The organism is Mammaliicoccus stepanovicii (genome assembly GCF_002902525.1).
In the GTDB taxonomy this organism is placed as follows: Bacteria; Bacillota; Bacilli; order Staphylococcales; family Staphylococcaceae; genus Mammaliicoccus; species Mammaliicoccus stepanovicii.
On record NZ_PPQZ01000018.1, the window covers coordinates 39,242 to 56,934 of the forward strand.

At 32.0% G+C, this 17,693-nt stretch carries 17 protein-coding genes; 12 read left to right on the top strand and 5 right to left on the bottom strand.

Going from position 1 to position 17,693, the window contains the following annotated elements; all coding sequences use genetic code 11:
• Window position 1 precedes the first annotated feature (1 nt).
• From mnmE to rpmH, 4 genes are all read right to left on the bottom strand, one after another.
• A complete protein-coding gene (gene mnmE / locus CD111_RS03850; protein ID WP_095090022.1) occupies window positions 2-1,381 on the bottom strand; it encodes a tRNA uridine-5-carboxymethylaminomethyl(34) synthesis GTPase MnmE in 1,380 nt (459 codons plus the stop codon).
• Between the two features lie 112 nt (window positions 1,382-1,493).
• Window positions 1,494-2,261 carry an RNA-binding cell elongation regulator Jag/EloR gene (jag, locus tag CD111_RS03855; RefSeq protein WP_095090024.1) on the bottom strand — a complete coding sequence of 256 codons (768 nt, stop codon included), beginning with the start codon at window positions 2,259-2,261 and terminating at the stop codon, window positions 1,494-1,496.
• Window positions 2,262-2,290: 29 nt separating this feature from the next.
• Window positions 2,291-2,635, bottom strand: a complete 345-nt coding sequence (gene rnpA, locus CD111_RS03860) for a ribonuclease P protein component (protein WP_095090026.1) — start codon at window positions 2,633-2,635, stop codon at window positions 2,291-2,293.
• 95 nt (window positions 2,636-2,730) lie between these two features.
• Window positions 2,731-2,868, bottom strand: a complete 138-nt coding sequence (gene rpmH / locus CD111_RS03865) for a 50S ribosomal protein L34 (protein ID WP_095090028.1) — start codon at window positions 2,866-2,868, stop codon at window positions 2,731-2,733.
• Between the two features lie 554 nt (window positions 2,869-3,422).
• On the opposite strand from rpmH, the gene dnaA reads away from it, so the two are divergent.
• The 11 genes from dnaA (at window position 3,423) to gyrA (ending at window position 16,087) form a co-directional block, all read left to right on the top strand.
• Complete coding sequence (dnaA, locus tag CD111_RS03870) at window positions 3,423-4,763, top strand: chromosomal replication initiator protein DnaA (RefSeq protein WP_095085168.1); 1,341 nt, start codon at window positions 3,423-3,425, stop codon at window positions 4,761-4,763.
• Window positions 4,764-4,928: 165 nt separating this feature from the next.
• Window positions 4,929-6,062, top strand: coding sequence for a DNA polymerase III subunit beta (dnaN, locus tag CD111_RS03875; RefSeq protein ID WP_095085169.1), 1,134 nt, complete (start codon window positions 4,929-4,931; stop codon window positions 6,060-6,062).
• Between the two features lie 125 nt (window positions 6,063-6,187).
• Window positions 6,188-6,448 (top strand): helix-turn-helix transcriptional regulator, encoded by a 261-nt coding sequence (locus CD111_RS03880; RefSeq protein ID WP_095085170.1) that lies wholly within the window; start codon window positions 6,188-6,190, stop codon window positions 6,446-6,448.
• Window positions 6,432-7,331 carry an ABC transporter ATP-binding protein gene (locus CD111_RS03885; RefSeq protein ID WP_095085171.1) on the top strand — a complete coding sequence of 300 codons (900 nt, stop codon included), beginning with the start codon at window positions 6,432-6,434 and terminating at the stop codon, window positions 7,329-7,331. Before CD111_RS03880 ends, CD111_RS03885 begins: the two co-directional genes overlap by 17 nt.
• The gene (locus tag CD111_RS03890; RefSeq protein WP_095085173.1) at window positions 7,324-8,571 is read left to right on the top strand and encodes an ABC transporter permease; all 1,248 of its coding nucleotides are present in this window, start codon (window positions 7,324-7,326) and stop codon (window positions 8,569-8,571) included. Before CD111_RS03885 ends, CD111_RS03890 begins: the two co-directional genes overlap by 8 nt.
• A gap of 124 nt (window positions 8,572-8,695) precedes the next feature.
• Entirely contained in the window at window positions 8,696-9,430 is a 735-nt protein-coding gene (locus tag CD111_RS03895) for a DsbA family protein (protein ID WP_095085174.1), read from the top strand.
• A 15-nt stretch (window positions 9,431-9,445) separates the two neighbouring features.
• On the top strand, window positions 9,446-9,850 hold the full coding sequence (locus CD111_RS03900; protein WP_188350573.1) for a disulfide oxidoreductase: 405 nt from the start codon (window positions 9,446-9,448) through the stop codon (window positions 9,848-9,850).
• Window positions 9,851-10,171: 321 nt separating this feature from the next.
• Window positions 10,172-10,402 (top strand): S4 domain-containing protein YaaA, encoded by a 231-nt coding sequence (yaaA, locus tag CD111_RS03905; protein WP_269457379.1) that lies wholly within the window; start codon window positions 10,172-10,174, stop codon window positions 10,400-10,402.
• A 2-nt stretch (window positions 10,403-10,404) separates the two neighbouring features.
• Window positions 10,405-11,520, top strand: a complete 1,116-nt coding sequence (gene recF / locus CD111_RS03910; protein ID WP_095085176.1) for a DNA replication/repair protein RecF — start codon at window positions 10,405-10,407, stop codon at window positions 11,518-11,520.
• 22 nt (window positions 11,521-11,542) lie between these two features.
• Window positions 11,543-13,465, top strand: a complete 1,923-nt coding sequence (gyrB, locus tag CD111_RS03915) for a DNA topoisomerase (ATP-hydrolyzing) subunit B (RefSeq protein WP_095085177.1) — start codon at window positions 11,543-11,545, stop codon at window positions 13,463-13,465.
• A gap of 33 nt (window positions 13,466-13,498) precedes the next feature.
• Window positions 13,499-16,087 (top strand): DNA gyrase subunit A, encoded by a 2,589-nt coding sequence (gene gyrA, locus CD111_RS03920; RefSeq protein WP_095085178.1) that lies wholly within the window; start codon window positions 13,499-13,501, stop codon window positions 16,085-16,087.
• 60 nt (window positions 16,088-16,147) lie between these two features.
• Here the strand turns inward: gyrA and CD111_RS03925 are convergent, their stop codons facing one another.
• Complete coding sequence (locus tag CD111_RS03925; protein WP_095085179.1) at window positions 16,148-16,960, bottom strand: NAD(P)H-hydrate dehydratase; 813 nt, start codon at window positions 16,958-16,960, stop codon at window positions 16,148-16,150.
• A 220-nt stretch (window positions 16,961-17,180) separates the two neighbouring features.
• On the opposite strand from CD111_RS03925, the gene hutP reads away from it, so the two are divergent.
• Window positions 17,181-17,618: a hut operon transcriptional regulator HutP gene (hutP, locus tag CD111_RS03930; protein WP_095085180.1), complete on the top strand. Its 438-nt coding sequence runs from the start codon at window positions 17,181-17,183 to the stop codon at window positions 17,616-17,618.
• The last annotated feature ends 75 nt before the right edge of the window (window positions 17,619-17,693 follow it).

Genomic DNA, 17,693 nt, shown 5'->3' on the forward strand with positions numbered 1-17,693 from the left:
TTTATTTTCCTAAACAGAACTGACTAAACAATTGATCAATGAGGGAATCTCTCGCCTCTTCTCCGATTACTTCACCTAGTAATTCCCATGTCTTAATTAAATCTATTTGTACGATATCAATTGGAATACCATCTTCAGCTGAATGAATAGCATCGTTAATTGATGATTTAGCATCTTTTAATAGTGCAATATGTCTTGAATTCGATACATAAGTCATATCTTGAGATTGTACTTGTCCACCGAAAAATAGCTCAGAAATTTTCTCTTCTAATTCATCGATTCCTTTTTGTTCAATCATAGAAGTTTGTACTAAAGGATGATCTCCAATCATTTCTTTTAATTCATTCATATCTAAATTCTGTTCTAAATCCATTTTATTTATTATGACTATTGCATCTTCATCTTTAATAATATCAAATAGCTGATAATCATTTTCTGTTAATGCTTCGTTATAATTTAGTACAAATAAAATTAAATCAGCTTCTGATAGTGCTTTTCTAGATCGTTCTACACCTATTTTTTCTACTATATCTTCTGTTTCTCGAATTCCTGCTGTATCTACCAATCTAAGCGGTACACCTCGAACATTAACATACTCTTCAAGTACATCTCGAGTAGTACCGGCTACTTCAGTTACAATAGCCTTATTATCTTGTATTAAATTATTAAGCATAGAACTCTTACCAACGTTTGGTTTTCCTACTATTACTGTAGACAATCCTTCACGCATAATCTTGCCTTGTTGACCTGTATTTAAAAGTTTATCAATTTCTGTTTCTATATATTTAGCTTCTTTTAGTAGAAATTGATTTGTTGCTTCTTCTACATCATCATACTCCGGATAATCAATGTTTACTTCCACTTGAGCAAGTATTTCGAGTATTGATTGTCTTAATCCTTTAATCAGTTCACTTAGACGCCCTTCCATCTGCCCTAAGGCTACCTTCGATGCGCGCTCCGTCTTAGCTCTAATGAAATCCATTACCGCTTCTGCTTGAGATAAATCAATTCTTCCATGTAAAAATGCTCTCTTCGTAAACTCACCAGGTTCGGCCATTCGTGCGCCATTTGATAACGTTAACTCAAGTACACGATTTACTGTAACTAATCCACCATGACAATTTATTTCGACAATATCTTCTCTCGTAAATGTTTTTGGTGCCTTCATAACTGCTACCATTACTTCTTCAACAACTTCATCTGTTGATGGATCAATAATATGACCATAATTAATTGTATGCGACGCAACAGACGCAAGTTTATTCTTTCCTTTATAAATACGATCTGCAATGTTTAAGGCATCCGGACCGCTTAAACGAACTATTGCTATCGCACCTTCACCCATAGGTGTTGAGATACTCGTAATTGTATCAAATTCCATGTTTTTCTCCTCCACCATTATTAACTATTCTATTGATTGTAAATGGTTTTGTTCTATTTATCGAATATATTGTTCGAAAAAATGCGGAGCGAGAAATCTCACTCCGACTTTTTTATTTATTCTTGATGACTAAATATCGATGTGGTTCTCTGCCTTCAGAGTACGTTTCAATATTTTCGATATTACTTAAAGCCTGATGCATAATTTTCCGTTCAAAATTCGGCATTGGCTCTAATTTTATTGGTTTTTTTGTTTGGATAGCCTTTTTAGACATATTTACTGCTAACTGTTCTAAAGTTTCTTTGCGCTTTTCACGATAAGATTCGATATCTAGAATCAATGTGTAATATCCTTTTACAAACTGATGCATATAATTTTGACCAACTATCTGTAATGCGTTTAAAATTTGCCCACGCTTACCTATAATATAAGATGCATTTTCAGACTTCATATTAATATAGATAGTATTGGATTTAATTTGGTATGTACCTTCAACTTTAATATTCATTGCTCGAATAACATTAAGTACATATTCTAATGTATCTTTAGCTACATCATTTAAATTACTTTTTTTATGATTTTCTACTTCTGCTGACTTCTCTTGTGTATGGATTTCTGTTTCTTTGTTTTGAATGATATTAACTTCTTGATTTAATTGTTTATTTCTTTGCTTTAAAGCTTCTAAAGAATCAAATTTCTTTAATTCAGGATCTATTATCGTTAATTCTATAAGTGCATCTTGCCTCATGAACCCAAATATACCTTTTTTACCTTCTTTAATAACATCAATTCTCACTTGGTTTTCTTGAACATTCAAATCTTTTAAACCTTGTTGTAGTGCTTGTTCTACTGATTGTCCATCATAGCGTGATTTAAGCATCCTGCAACCTCCTAGTAATTTATAAATACTTAGGGAATACGTTTATTAAAAACCTTTGCAATCTTCAATACGTGCTCTAAACTTTTTTTAGTTTCTGCAACATCCAAATCAACTGATTGGTTACGAGCAATAACAATGATGTCCTTAGCAATAATATTCTCTTTATGAAGCTTAAAACATTCTCTAATTGACCTTTTAATTCGATTTCTCGTAACAGCGTTACCTAATTTCTTTGAAACACTAATACCTAATCTAAAATGTCCATTATCATTTTCTGCAGTATAAATAACGAATTGTCGATTAGCAACTGACTTACCTTGTTTATAAATTCTTTGAAAATCATTATTTTTCTTAATTCGATAAGCCTTTTCCACAACATCACTCCACAATACATCACTTAATTATTGTTTATTATACAAAACAATTACTTCAATTAAAACAAAAAAAAGACCACTGCTCTTCAGTGATCTTAAGCTGATAATACTTTTCTACCTTTACGACGACGACGAGCTAATACTCTACGACCGTTTTTTGAGCTCATACGTGCACGGAAGCCATGAACTTTACTGTGTTTACGTTTATTTGGTTGATACGTACGTTTTACCATTTAAGAACACCTCCATTATTTATTCTTATACATCTAACTATTACGATTAGATTATTGTTTGTATGATATTCATTTATATATATCAGAAGATTAAATTCAAAATTATTTATACCATACACTTGAGTTGTCACAATTTCAATAACTACTAAACTATAACAAATGAAAATTTAAAAATCAAGAAAAATTTTAAACTTGTAATTATAGAGTTATCCACTTATTCACAGCACTCCACAATTATTTTGTGGATAATTATTTATTAACGATTTCTTATTCACAGCGTAATCTAATAAATTTACACATATTCACAGGTATTTGACAACTGCTTTTGTTTAAAAGTATAATTGTGTGGATAAGTTGTACAAAGCATTGATATTGCTAGTATTATTTTATGAAATACCCGTTGTATATATTGTGGACAAGGGAAAGTGAAAGGGAAGTTATCCACCGTTTGTTAATAAGGTGTGGATAATTGTTAACACCCTGTTATTTACTTTATCAACAACTCTATTTACAGTGTATAACTCAATAAATTTTTAATTGGAAAGAGGCATTTTATGAATTCAAAAGAAGAAATTTGGGAGCAGGTATTATCTATTGCCGAAGATCAAATCGCTTCTGCTGGTTATAATACTTGGTTCAAAGGTACCTATTTACATCAAATAGATAGTAATCGTGCAATTATCGTTGCTCAAAGTCCTTTTGTAGCTGAATGGCTAACCAACAAGTACCATGAACATGTAATAAATTTTATCTATGATGTCATCGGTGACAAAGTTCAAGTTAAATTTATATCAGAAGAAGATTTAGAAAGTGAAGATTTTGCAGGAACCACTACAAAACCTAAAGAAATTGAAACGTATGAAGAAACAACCAATAGTCAATTAAATAGTAATAACACATTTGATACATTTGTAATTGGCCCTGGAAATCAATTTCCTCATGCTGCTTCATTAGCAGTTGCAGAAGAACCTGCAAATGCTTATAATCCACTATTTATATATGGTGGCGTTGGTTTAGGAAAGACGCATTTGATGCATGCAATTGGACATTATGTGTTAGAGCAAAATCCAAATGCCAATGTGTTATACACTTCCAGCGAAAAGTTTACGAACGAATTTATTAAATCTATTAGAAAAAATGATACAGAAAGTTTTCGAGATAAATATCGAAACATTGATGTTCTATTAATAGATGATATTCAATTCATACAAAAAAAGGAACAAACACAAGAAGAATTCTTCCATACTTTCAATGACCTACATCAAAATAAAAAACAAATTGTTATTTCAAGTGATCGACCACCTAAAGAAATACCAACTCTTGAAGATCGATTAAGAACGCGCTTTGAATGGGGACTAATCGTAGACATTACACCACCTGATTTCGAAACTAGGATGGCGATTTTGCAGAAGAAAATTGAAGAAGAAAACCTTGATTTACCTGTAGAAGCCCTCACTTATATCGCTAATTCTATTCAATCAAACATTCGTGAATTAGAAGGCGCATTAACTAGAGTATTAGCTTACTCGAAGCTTAGAAAACAACCTATAACAACTGACTTAGTTGCTGAAGCTTTGAAAGATATTATATCTACACCAAGATCTACAAAAATTACAATTCTTGACATCCAACAAGTTGTTGGCAAGATGTACAACGTTCGTATAGAAGATTTTTCAGCTAAGAAGCGTACTAAATCAATCGCTTATCCTAGACAAATAGCAATGTATCTATCAAGAGAGTTAACTGATTTTTCATTGCCCAAAATAGGAGAAGAATTTGGTGGTAGAGACCATACAACTGTCATACACGCACACGATAAAATCAAAACAGACATTAAAAATAACCCAGAACTAAAAAATGATCTAGAGCAACTAGAAAAACAAATCCGTGGATAATGTGGATAAGTTGTGCACATCTATACACAGATTATTAACATGTGTATAACTTTCATGATGCGTCTTTGACCCATTTATCCACCAATCCACAGCCCCTATGACTATTACTATGATTTTAAAAGATATATAATTAATATATAACGACTGGAAGGAGTTTTATAAGTTATGAAATTTACAATTCAACGAGATTATTTCTTAAATCAATTGAATGATACATTAAAAGCAATATCACCAAGAACTACATTACCGATCCTTACAGGTATCAAAATCGATGCAACGGATAAAGGTATCATATTAACAGGATCTGATTCTGAAATTTCTATTGAAATTACAATCCCAGAAAATATCGATGGTGAGAAGATAGTAGACATAGAAGAAAAAGGTTCTGTAGTACTTCCAGGACGTTTCTTTGTTGATATCGTAAAAAAATTACCAGCTAAAACTGTAAATTTATCAACAAATGATCAATTCAAAACATTAATTACGTCAGGACACTCTGAGTTTAATGTAAGTGGATTAGATCCAGATCAATATCCATTATTACCACAAGTTTCTGAAGATGATGCAATTAAATTACCTATTAAAGTTCTAAAGAACATTATCGCACAAACGAACTTTGCAGTGTCCACCTCAGAAACACGTCCGGTATTAACAGGGGTTAATTGGTTAATTCAAAATAATGAATTAATCTGTACTGCAACAGATTCACATAGACTTGCACTAAGAAAGTTAAAATTAGAAGATGCTCAAATTGAAGATAAAAATGTAATCATTCCAGGAAAAGCACTTTCTGAATTAAATAAAATTGTTTCGGATTCTGAAGAAGATATCAATATATTCTTTGCGAGTAATCAAGTATTGTTTAAAGTTGGACAAATTAACTTCATATCTCGATTACTTGAAGGAAATTATCCAGATACATCGAGATTATTCCCTGAAAATTATGAAACAAAATTAACAATCGATAATAGTGAGTTTTATCATGCTATTGATCGTGCATCTTTATTAGCACGAGAAGGCGGAAACAACGTTATTAAATTAGCAACTGATGTTGATAAATTAGAGTTGTCATCTACTTCACCAGAAATTGGTACTGTTAAAGAAGATGTAACTACTGAAGATGTTGAAGGTGAGTCTTTAAAGATATCATTCAATTCTAAATATATGATGGATGCATTAAAAGCAATAGACAATGATGAAGTTCAAGTTGAATTCTTTGGAACAATGAGACCATTCATACTAAAACCTAAAAATGATGAAAGTGTTGTTCAGTTAATACTTCCAATTAGAACTTATTAGATTAAAATGCTTGAGTTTAGGATGAAAAATTCCTAAACTCTTTTTTTTATTGTTGTATGTCAAGCTAACTTGACATACAACAATAAATCTTATAATGTAAAGTTAACTTGACAGGAAGTGATGGTATGAAAAATAGAGTGTATGAGTATCGAACCCGTATGAATATGACGCAAAGTGAACTATCTCGTATAGTGAATGTATCAAGACAAACAATTAATTCTATTGAGCGGTCTAAATTTAATCCAACATTAGTGCTTGCACATAAGCTTTCACAAATTTTTGAAATAACGATTGATGACCTATTTATTTTTGAAGATGACGAAAATATCAATTTTGAAATGATTAAATATCATAAAAAGGAGGCTAAACATGACACTAATAATTAAAGATTTATCTAAAAAATTTAATGAATTTACTGCTGTTCATGGTGTTGATTTAACCGTTCCAGAAGGTACAATGTATGGATTTTTAGGTGGTAATGGAGCTGGTAAAACAACCACATTTAGAATGATTTTAGGATTATTACCAAAAACAACAGGTGTTATAACTTTTAAAGACAAACCTATAGACTACTCTATGACAGATACAGTTGGTTACTTACCTGAAGAAAGAGGATTAAACCCAAAACTAAAAGTATGGAAGCAAATTCAATATTTAGCTGAACTAAAAGGCATGAAGAAGAAAGAAATTCATAAAGAATTAGATTATTGGTTAAAGAGATTTGATGCATTAGAAAATAAAGAAAAGAAAATAGAAGCGCTATCTAAAGGGAATCAACAAAAGATCCAATTAATTGCATCAATTATTCATAAGCCTAAATTGTTAATATTAGATGAACCATTTAGTGGACTAGATCCAGTTAATGTTGAATTGCTTAAATCTGCTGTAAAAGATCTTAAAGAGAGAGGTACAACCATTATTTTTAGTTCTCATCGTATGGAACATGTTGAAGAACTTTGTGATCATATATGTATTATGAATAAAGGAAAAGCCGTAGTTTCAGGCGATATAGATAAAGTTAAAGATGATTTTGGTAAAAAAGATATATATATCGAGGGTAATTATAAATTTGATTTCTTAAAAGATTATGAAGGTGTCGAAGTATATAAAGAAACTAAAAAAGGCGTGAAGATTAGAATAGCAAACGAACAATATGCAGAACCAATTTATAAAGATGTTATAAAACTTGGTTACCTAAAGAGATTCCAAGTTGCTGAGCCTTCACTGAATGATATATTTATAGCTAAGGTAGGTGAGCATCATGAATAAATTTTTGACAACTTTTAATTTAACTTATTTTCAAAAAATCAAAAGTAAATCATTTATCATTATGACAGCTATTTTCATGATATTTATTTTTGCATTAAGTAATGTCGATAAAATTATAGAACTTTTTGATAATGGTCCGAAAACAGTCGCAATACAAACAGATAATAACTTGGTATATAAATCGTTAGAAAAACAATACAAACAAGGTGATGATGTAAATAAAGTCGAAAAAGTATCGTTTGAAAAGGGAAAGAAAGGCGTTAAAAATGAAAAGTATAAACGTCTTATTCAAGTGAAAGTTGAAGGTGAAAAAGTAAACGGAACAATTTATGAAAAAGATAATGTAAGTGAAGATGAGAAATTAAAGTTAAAAACTACGCTAAGCCAAATGCAGTCAGCATTAACAGCCCAAAAGCTTAACTTATCTGAAAAAGATTTAAAAATGCTTAATACACCTAGTGTTATCAAAACAAAAGAAATAAAATCAGATAACAATCAAGCTGGGGATATCAATCCGAAAGTACAAGCACTGAATATGGCAGTGGTTTATATCATTTTATTCTTATCATTCTCTATCACTTTTAATTACGCTAATCAAATTGGTGCAGAAATTGCTACTGAAAAAACAACACGTGTCATTGAGATGATTGTAACAAGTGTAAAACCATCCGTACACATTGCTGCTAAAATATTGGCCATAATCTCAGTTGCATTTACACAAATACTTTTCGTAGTCTCAGCGATCGTTATTAGTATCTTTGCATTTGATTTAAAAGGATTATTTGAAACAGCTGGTGTTGAATATGGCCCTGAGACGACTAAAATCATCATTTATGGGTTAGTTTATTTAATTTTAGGTGTTATATCCTATATTTCATTAGCGGCCATTCTAGGTGCTTTAACAAGCCGTATAGAAGATCTAGCTCAATCTATGATGCCAGTAACATTTATTTCGCTTGCTTCGTTCTATATCGCAATATTTAGTATTTCAAACCCAGACACATTACTTGTTAAAATTACAAGTTTCATTCCAATGTTGTCGCCTATGGTAATGTTACTGAGAACAACATCTGAAACTACACCAGAATGGCATTTAATTCTAGGTATTGTTATTTCGGTTGCAACGAGTGTTCTATTACTGTTATTTGCAGCAAGAACCTATCGTGGCAGTGTATTAACTTATGAGAAGGGTATTGTTAAGAATTTAAAAAATGCGCTTAATCTTACTAAAAGCTCATAATTATATATCGTTATAGATAACAACTGTCACAAAATCTTAATGATTTTCTTCTGAACAATATAGAATTTAATACAACTATAGTATAAAATTTATATTAACTATGAAAAGAGATTGAGGGATTAATATGGCAAATAAGAATAGTAATAGTAATAGTAATATTATGTTTTTGATGATTGCAATACTTATTATTGTAGTTGGAATTGTATTGCTAGTTGTATTTAGCGGTAATGGGGAAGATAAAGAAAATAGTCTTTATGAAAGAACTGTTAAGGCTAAACAATTATCTAAAGATACGAAGAATAACCCTACAAACAAAAAGGATAACGCTAAAGTTCAAATTATAGAATTCGGTGATTTTAAATGTCCTGCTTGTAAAGCATTCGAAACAAACTATATGGATCAAATTGAAAAAGATTATATAGATAAAGGGAAAGTTGAATATAGATTTGTTAACGCACCATTTCATGGCGATGGTTCAGAATTAGGTGCTGCATCTGCTCATGCAGTGTATAAAATTGCACCAGAACAATACTGGAACTTCCACAGAGCATTATTCAAAGCACAACCAGATGATCACGATGCTCAAAGTGATGATGAATGGTTAACTCAAAAAGTAGTTAAGAAAACAGTAGATAGCCTAGAAGTAGATAAAGCTAAAAAAGATAAAATTCTGCAATTAATTGAGAATAGAAATTCTGAATCATATAAACAAATGAAAAATGATGCTGACTTAACAAATAAATATGATGTAGAAATAACACCAACAATCGTTGTTGATGGTAAAGTATTATCTGATCCTATGGACTATGAAAAAGTTACTAAAGCTATTGATGAAGCGGTAGAAAAGAAAAATAAATAAAATTAGGTGATAAAGTTGAGACAGCAGTATGCACTTTTTATTTCCTGGGTAATAGCATTAGTTGCTACATTAGGTAGTTTGTATTTCAGTGAAATACGTGAATTCGTTCCATGTACACTTTGTTGGTTTCAAAGAATTTTTATGTATCCTTTAGTAATCATTTTAGGTATTGGCTCATTTCAAAATGATTTTAATGTTAAAAAAATTGCACTGCCATTTTCTTTAATTGGACTTTGTATTTCTATTTGGCATTATTTAGAACAAAAGGTACCTGGATTTGCAGAAATCAAGCCTTGCACTTCAGGCGTACCTTGTTCTTCAGAATATATTAATGTTCTTGGATTTATTACGATTCCATTTTTAGCTGGAACTGCATTCTTCTTAATCAGTTTAATTTTAATCATAAGTAAAAAAGATTAAAATAGTTAAACTGACATAGGTTAATGAACTATACGAGCCTAGTGAATCATTGCATTGTATTGCTTAACTTATAAATTCCATACAGAAGTATCGTTTATGTAAATAATTAAAAGACATCATCCAACGAATCGTTGTTTGATGTCTTTTAATTTGGGATGAAAAAGTAAATAAGCGAAATGTATATCGTTATATTTGATCGGTGTTGTTTTGTTTTAATTGATATATCTCAAAGCTTTAGGTTTATTGTAATGAAATGTACTATAAAGCATGATTTTTTTAGTGAAAAAAGGTATAATATAGAGATGACTAATTAAGATTGGAGTGAAGATAGTGATACAAGATATCTCAGTTGAAGACGATATAACTTTAGGTCAATTCCTAAAAAATGAAGGCGTCATTGGAACGGGTGGTCAAGCTAAATGGTTCCTCCAAGATGAAGAAGTATTGATTAATGGCGAGCGAGAAATTCGTCGTGGAAAAAAATTGCATGATGGTGATTTAATTGAAATACCTTCTGAAGGTCAATTTCGCATTAACCATCAAAGTGAATAAATATGATATTACAAAAACTCACTTTAACACATTATAGAAATTATAATAAATGCACACTTCAATTTAATTCGAATGTGAATATATTAATTGGCGAGAATGCTCAAGGAAAGACTAACTTGTTAGAATCTATCTATACTTTAGCATTGGCTAAGAGTCATAGGACTTCGAATGATAAAGAACTCATACAGTTTGGTGAAGAGTATGGTAAAATAGAAGGTGAACTAAGTTATCGTCATGGAACTATGCCTATATCGTTAATTATTACGAAAAAGGGCAAGAAAGCGAAAGTAAATCATCTTGAGCAAAGTCGATTAACACAATATATCGGACATTTGAATGTAGTTTTGTTTGCACCTGAAGATTTAAATATTGTTAAGGGTAGTCCGCAAATCAGACGACGTTTTATTGATATGGAACTCGGTCAGATGTCTGCGGTCTATTTAAGTCATTTGTCAAATTATCAAAGATTACTTAAACAAAAAAATCATTACCTTAAGCAATTGCAAATTGGAAAGATGAAAGACAGAACAATGCTAGAAGTATTCAATGAACAATTTGCAGACGCAGCTGCAAAAGTTACATTGAAACGAGCTAATTTTATAAGCGAACTAGAGAAAATCGCTGAAGTAATTCATCAAGGAATTACGAGTAATAACGAAATGTTAAAGCTTCAGTATGAACCAAATATCAAATTGTCTGAAACAATTCATAATGAATCAGAATTAAAAGAGGCATTTTATGAAATGTTAAACGAATCAATGGATAAAGAGATTGAACGTGGAAGTGCAAGATTTGGACCACATAGAGATGATATTAGTTTTCACGTCAACGATATGAATGTTCAAACTTATGGTTCACAAGGTCAACAAAGAACAACTGCACTTTCTATCAAACTTGCAGAAATAGAATTAATCAATCAAGTAGTTGGTGAATATCCAATATTGTTATTAGACGATGTACTTAGCGAACTTGATGATAAACGTCAAACGCATTTATTAAGCACAATACAAGAGAAGGTTCAGACTTTTGTTACGACTACATCTGTAGATGGAATTGAACATGAAATTATGAAGAATGCCAAGGTATTTAACGTATCTAAAGGCAATATTATTGAGTAGATGAAAGTGAAGGTGGAAATACGTGTCAGAACAAAATAACGAAGTAAGTTATGGTGCAGATCAGATACAAGTATTAGAAGGTTTAGAGGCAGTACGTAAACGCCCTGGTATGTATATAGGTTCTACAGCTTCAAGAGGTTTACATCACCTTGTATGGGAAATCGTGGATAACAGTATCGACGAAGCCTTAGCAGGTTATGCTGATCATATTGAACTCGTAATTGAGAAAGATAATTGGATAAAAGTAACTGATAATGGTAGAGGTATTCCCGTAGACATTCAAGAAAAAATGGGACGCCCTGCTGTTGAAGTTATATTAACGGTCTTACACGCTGGTGGTAAATTCGGCGGTGGAGGATATAAAGTATCAGGTGGATTACATGGTGTTGGTTCATCAGTTGTAAATGCACTTTCTTCACAACTAGAAGTATATGTCCATCTTAACAACAAAATTCATCATCAAGCATATGAAAGAGGTATTCCATCATTTGATTTGAAAGAAATTGGTGAAACAGATCATACAGGTACGACGATTCGTTTTAAAGCAGACGAGGAAATTTTCACAGAAACGACAGAGTATGATTATGAAACATTACAAAAACGTGTTCGTGAATTAGCATTCTTAAATAAAGGTATTCAAATAACTTTAAGAGATGAAAGAGACGAAGACAATATAGCCGAAGATTCATATTTCTACGAAGGTGGAATTAAATCTTATGTAGAAATGTTAAATAAATCTAAAGAAGTTTTATTTGATGAACCGATTTATATACACGATAGTAAAGATGATGTTGAAGTAGAGATTTCAATGCAATATAACAGTGGTTTCTCAACAACGTTACTCACTTATGCTAACAACATTCATACTTATGAAGGTGGTACACATGAGGATGGATTCAAACGTGCATTAACAAGAGTTATAAACAGTTATGGACTTAAGAACAAAATCCTTAAAGAAAATGAAGAGAAACTATCTGGTGAAGACGTTCGTGAAGGTCTGACTGCAGTTGTTTCAATTAAACATGGTGATCCTCAATTTGAAGGACAAACTAAAACTAAATTTGGGAATTCTGAAGTAAGAGGAATTGTAGATAAACTCTTCTCAGAGTTATTTGAAAGATTTCTATTAGAAAATCCAAATGTAGCACGAATTATCGTTGATAAAGGTACTATGGCGTCTAGAGCACGTCTTGCAGCAAAAAAAGCAAGAGAAGTGACACGTCGTAAATCAGCATTAGAAGTTTCTAGCTTACCTGGTAAACTGGCTGACTGTTCTAGTAAAAAACCAGAAGAATGTGAGTTATATATTGTAGAGGGTGACTCTGCCGGAGGGTCTGCTAAATTAGGTCGTGACTCTAGAACTCAGGCAATACTACCATTACGTGGTAAAATTTTAAATGTTGAAAAAGCAAGACTTGATCGTATTCTTGGAAATAATGAAATCCGTGCAATGATTACAGGTTTAGGTACTGGAATCGGTGGAGAATTTGACATTAGTAAAGCAAGATATCATAAATTAGTTATTATGACAGATGCCGATGTCGATGGTGCACATATTAGAACGTTGTTATTAACATTCTTCTACAGATTTATGAGACCACTTATTGAAGCTGGTTATGTATATATTGCACAGCCACCATTATATAAAGTAGAACAAGGTAAGAAAAAATATTATGTCTTTAATGACAGAGAATTAGACAACTTAAAGGCTGAGTTAAGCTCAACACCGAAATTGTCTATAGCACGTTATAAAGGTCTTGGAGAAATGAACGCTGATCAATTATGGGATACAACAATGAATCCTGAACATCGTTCAATGCTACAAGTAACACTTACAGATGCAATTGAAGCGGATGAAACATTTGAAATGCTTATGGGAGATATTGTTGAGTTTCGTCGTAAATTCATAGAAGAGAATGCCGAATACGCAACGTTAGATATTTAAAGCACTATTTACGATTTAAGGAGGATATGATTAATGGCAGAAACACCTCAATCAAGAGTGAGTGAACGTAACATCAGTAAAGAAATGAAAGAATCATTTTTAGATTATGCAATGAGTGTTATTGTCTCACGTGCCTTACCAGATGTTAGGGATGGTCTAAAACCAGTTCATCGCCGTATATTATACGGTATGAATGATCAAGGTATGACTGCAGATAAACCTTATAAAAAATCAGCACGTATCGTTGGTGATGTTATGGGTAAGTATCACCCTCACGGTGACTCATCAATTTATGAAGCGATGGTACGTATGGCACAAGATTTTAGTTATCGTTATCCATTAGTAGACGGACAAGGTAACTTTGGTTCAATGGATGGTGATGGCGCAGCGGCAATGCGTTACACAGAAGCAAGACTAGCAAAGATTACTGGTGAATTATTACGTGATATAAATAAAGACACAATTGATTTCCAAGATAATTACGATGGTAATGAAAGAGAGCCGGTAGTCTTACCAGCAAGATTTCCTAACTTATTAGTAAATGGTACATCTGGTATTGCTGTAGGGATGGCTACAAATATTCCACCACATAACTTGGATGAAGTTATCGATGGTGTCCTTGCGTTAAGTAATAATCCAGAAATTACTACAAATGAATTAATGGATATCGTTCAAGGTCCAGACTTCCCAACTGCTGGTTTAATTATGGGTAGAAGTGGCATTAGAAGCGCTTATGAGACTGGTCGTGGCTCTATATTAATGAGAGCACGTACAGAAATAGAAGTCATGAAAAATGGTAAAGAGCGCATTATTGTGACAGAAATACCGTATCAAGTTAACAAAGCAAGATTAATTGAAAAAATTGCTGAATTAGCTAGAGATAAAAAAATCGAAGGTATTACAGATTTAAGGGATGAAACAAGTTTAAAAGTTGGCGTGCGTATTGTTATAGAAGTTAGAAAAGATGCCAATGCAAATGTCATATTAAATAATTTATACAAACAAACACCGTTACAAACATCATTTGGCGTAAATATGATTGCTTTAGTTAATGGTAAGCCTAAATTATTAGGATTACGTGAAGTGCTATATCATTATTTAGAACACCAAAAAGATGTCGTAACTAGACGTACAAAATATAATTTAAGAAAAGCTCAAGATAGAGCACATATACTAGAAGGTTTAAGAATAGCTCTAGACCATATAGATGAAATCATTGCATTGATTCGTGAATCTCAAAGTGATTCAGAAGCAATGGAAGGATTACAAAATCGATTTGAACTATCTGAACGTCAAGCGCAAGCAATATTAGACATGCGATTACGTCGTTTAACTGGTTTAGAACGTGGTAAAATTGAGAAAGAATATCAAGATTTACTTAAACTCATCGAAGAATTGAAAGAAATTTTAAACGATGAAGAAAAACTTCTTGAAATCATCAGAGAAGAAATTACTGAAATTAAAGAAAAATATAGCAATAAACGACGTACTGAAATAACAGCAGCTGGTTTAGATCAGATTGAAGATGAAGATTTAATACCGGAAGAGCAAATTGTTATATCATTAAGCCATAATAATTATATAAAACGATTACCAGTATCTACATATCGTTCACAAAATAGAGGTGGACGTGGTATACAAGGTATGAATACGATTGAAGATGATTTTGTTAGTCAATTAGTGACACTAAGTACACATGACCACATATTATTCTTTACGAATAAAGGTCGAGTATATAAACTAAAAGGCTATGAAATCCCTGAAATGTCTAGACAGTCTAAAGGACTTCCAATTGTAAATGCTTTAGAAATAGATAAAGATGAAATGATTAGTACTATGATAGCAGTGAAAGACTTATCAAGTGAGGAACACTTCTTAGTGTTTGCGACTAAACATGGTACTGTAAAACGTTCTAAATTATCTAATTTCTCACGTATCAATAAAAATGGTAAGATTGCAATCAACTTTAAAGAAGGCGATGAGTTAATTGCAGTTAGACTGACGGATGGCACAAAAGAAATTATAATTGGTACGAAACATGCTTCATTAATTAGATTTGATGAAACAAAATTACGTCCATTAGGTAGAACTGCAGCTGGTGTTAGAGGTATCTCATTACGCGATGGCGATGAAGTTATTGGATTGGATATTACGGATGAAGAAGAACCAGATGAAGTATTGATTGTAACTGAAAAAGGTTATGGAAAACGAACATCATCTGATCAATATCGTATATCTAACAGAGGCGGTAAAGGTATTAAAACTGCTACATTAACTGAGAAAAATGGTAATCTTGTATGTATTACTACTGTAACTGGTGACGAAGATTTAATGATTGTTACTAATTCAGGTGTAATTATCAGATTACATGTATCTGACATCTCTCAAAATGGTCGTAGCGCGCAAGGTGTTAGATTAATCCGTTTAGGAGAAAATCAACATGTTGCAACAGTTGCAATAGTTGAACCAGATGAAGATGAAATAGCAGAATCTCCTGTTGAAGGTGTTCTAGAGGAAACTGTAGAAACACAAGACAGTGAAGCAGAAGGTAAAGAAGAATTAAGAGAAGACTTCATGGAACGAGTAAATGAAGATATCGAAGAACAAGATAAAGATGAATAATATTATTTAAACTTAAGACACCCCGTTCAAAATCAATTAGATTTTGAACGGGGTGTCTATTTATTGTTCTTCAAATGACTTCATCGCATATGGTATTTCATCAATAAGTTTAGAAGGAGGAACGACATACATATCTTTTGATAATTCTTCACCGATAGAACTGTGAATATATGTCGCATTAATAACTGCCTCTTCTAAATCAAATTGTCCCACAAAACTTGTTATCATACCTGCTAGCGTATCACCCATACCACCAGTAGCCATAGCTGGTGTACCGATTGTTAATTTATATTCATGATCTTTAAAGAATAGTTCTGTACCATGTTTTTTAAGTACAACAGTAGCATTTAAAGATTTAACCGCTTCTTTATTTCTTTCATAAGTTTGTTCTTCAATGGGAATATTACTTAATCTTTCCCATTCTTTTTGATGTGGTGTGAAGATGATTTCACATTCAGGTAGAGTGTGCTTTAGTTTACTTAAGATTGTAATGGCATCACCATCAATGATTAAAGTCTGATGTGGCTGTATATTTTGGAATAAGAACGTTAACGTGTTATTACCTTTAAAATCTAATCCTAGACCAGGGCCAATTAATATACAATCTGATTGTTCTATCAACTTAGCTAGTTTTTTTAAGTCTGTTATATCTGAAACCATTGCTTCAGGACAACGAGAATGTAATGCAGCGAAATTGGATGAATGTGTTGATACAGTGATCAAACCACTACCGCTGAATACACAAGACCTTGCTGCTAACATAATAGCGCCACCTAAGTTTGCATTACCACCAATTAATAATATCCTACCATAATCACCTTTATGTGATTGGTGTTCTCTTTTTGGAATTGTTACGGAAGATATTGTCTTCATTACTACCCCACCTTCAATTAATTGTACGACTTATTATGCCACTTATATTTCAAAATGAACAGTATAATTTTAAATATAATTAAAGAATCCTTTAGTTTAGTAATTTGTTAATCAATCAGTGTGTTACGGATATCGCAAAAGGTATTGTCAGAAAAATAATGAAAGCGTATACTTAATGTAAATTTAGACATTAGATATTAGACATGATAGGAGTTTATCCATGACAGAACAGATTTCAATTGGTAAATATGCGACATTGTTAACATTAACAAATAAAGAAACAGCTAAGCAATTGATGCCACAGTGTGAACAAATGCAGATAATTGTTGGAAAGATAGGTACGATGTCATTGAATAAAATCATTTCTTCTGTTGAGACAGCAGCTAGAAGAGAAGGTATTATTTCAGAAAGCCACTATCGAGAAACGCATGCTTTATACCATGCAATATTAGAAGCAGTAAATGGTATTACTAGAGGTGAATTATCAATCGGTGAAATCATGAGAACAGTTGGTTTAAAATTTGCTGTAGTCAGAGGTTGTCCATATGAAGATCAAGAAGAAGGCGAATGGATTGCTGTAAGTTTATATGGGACTATTGGCGCTCCTATCAAAGGTAAAGAACACGAAACAATTGGACTAGGAATAAATCATATATAAGACATAAATAGCCTAATAGACAATAGATATGAGAAAGGTGCAACAAATGATAGTTTGTTGTATTTTTTGTGTCCA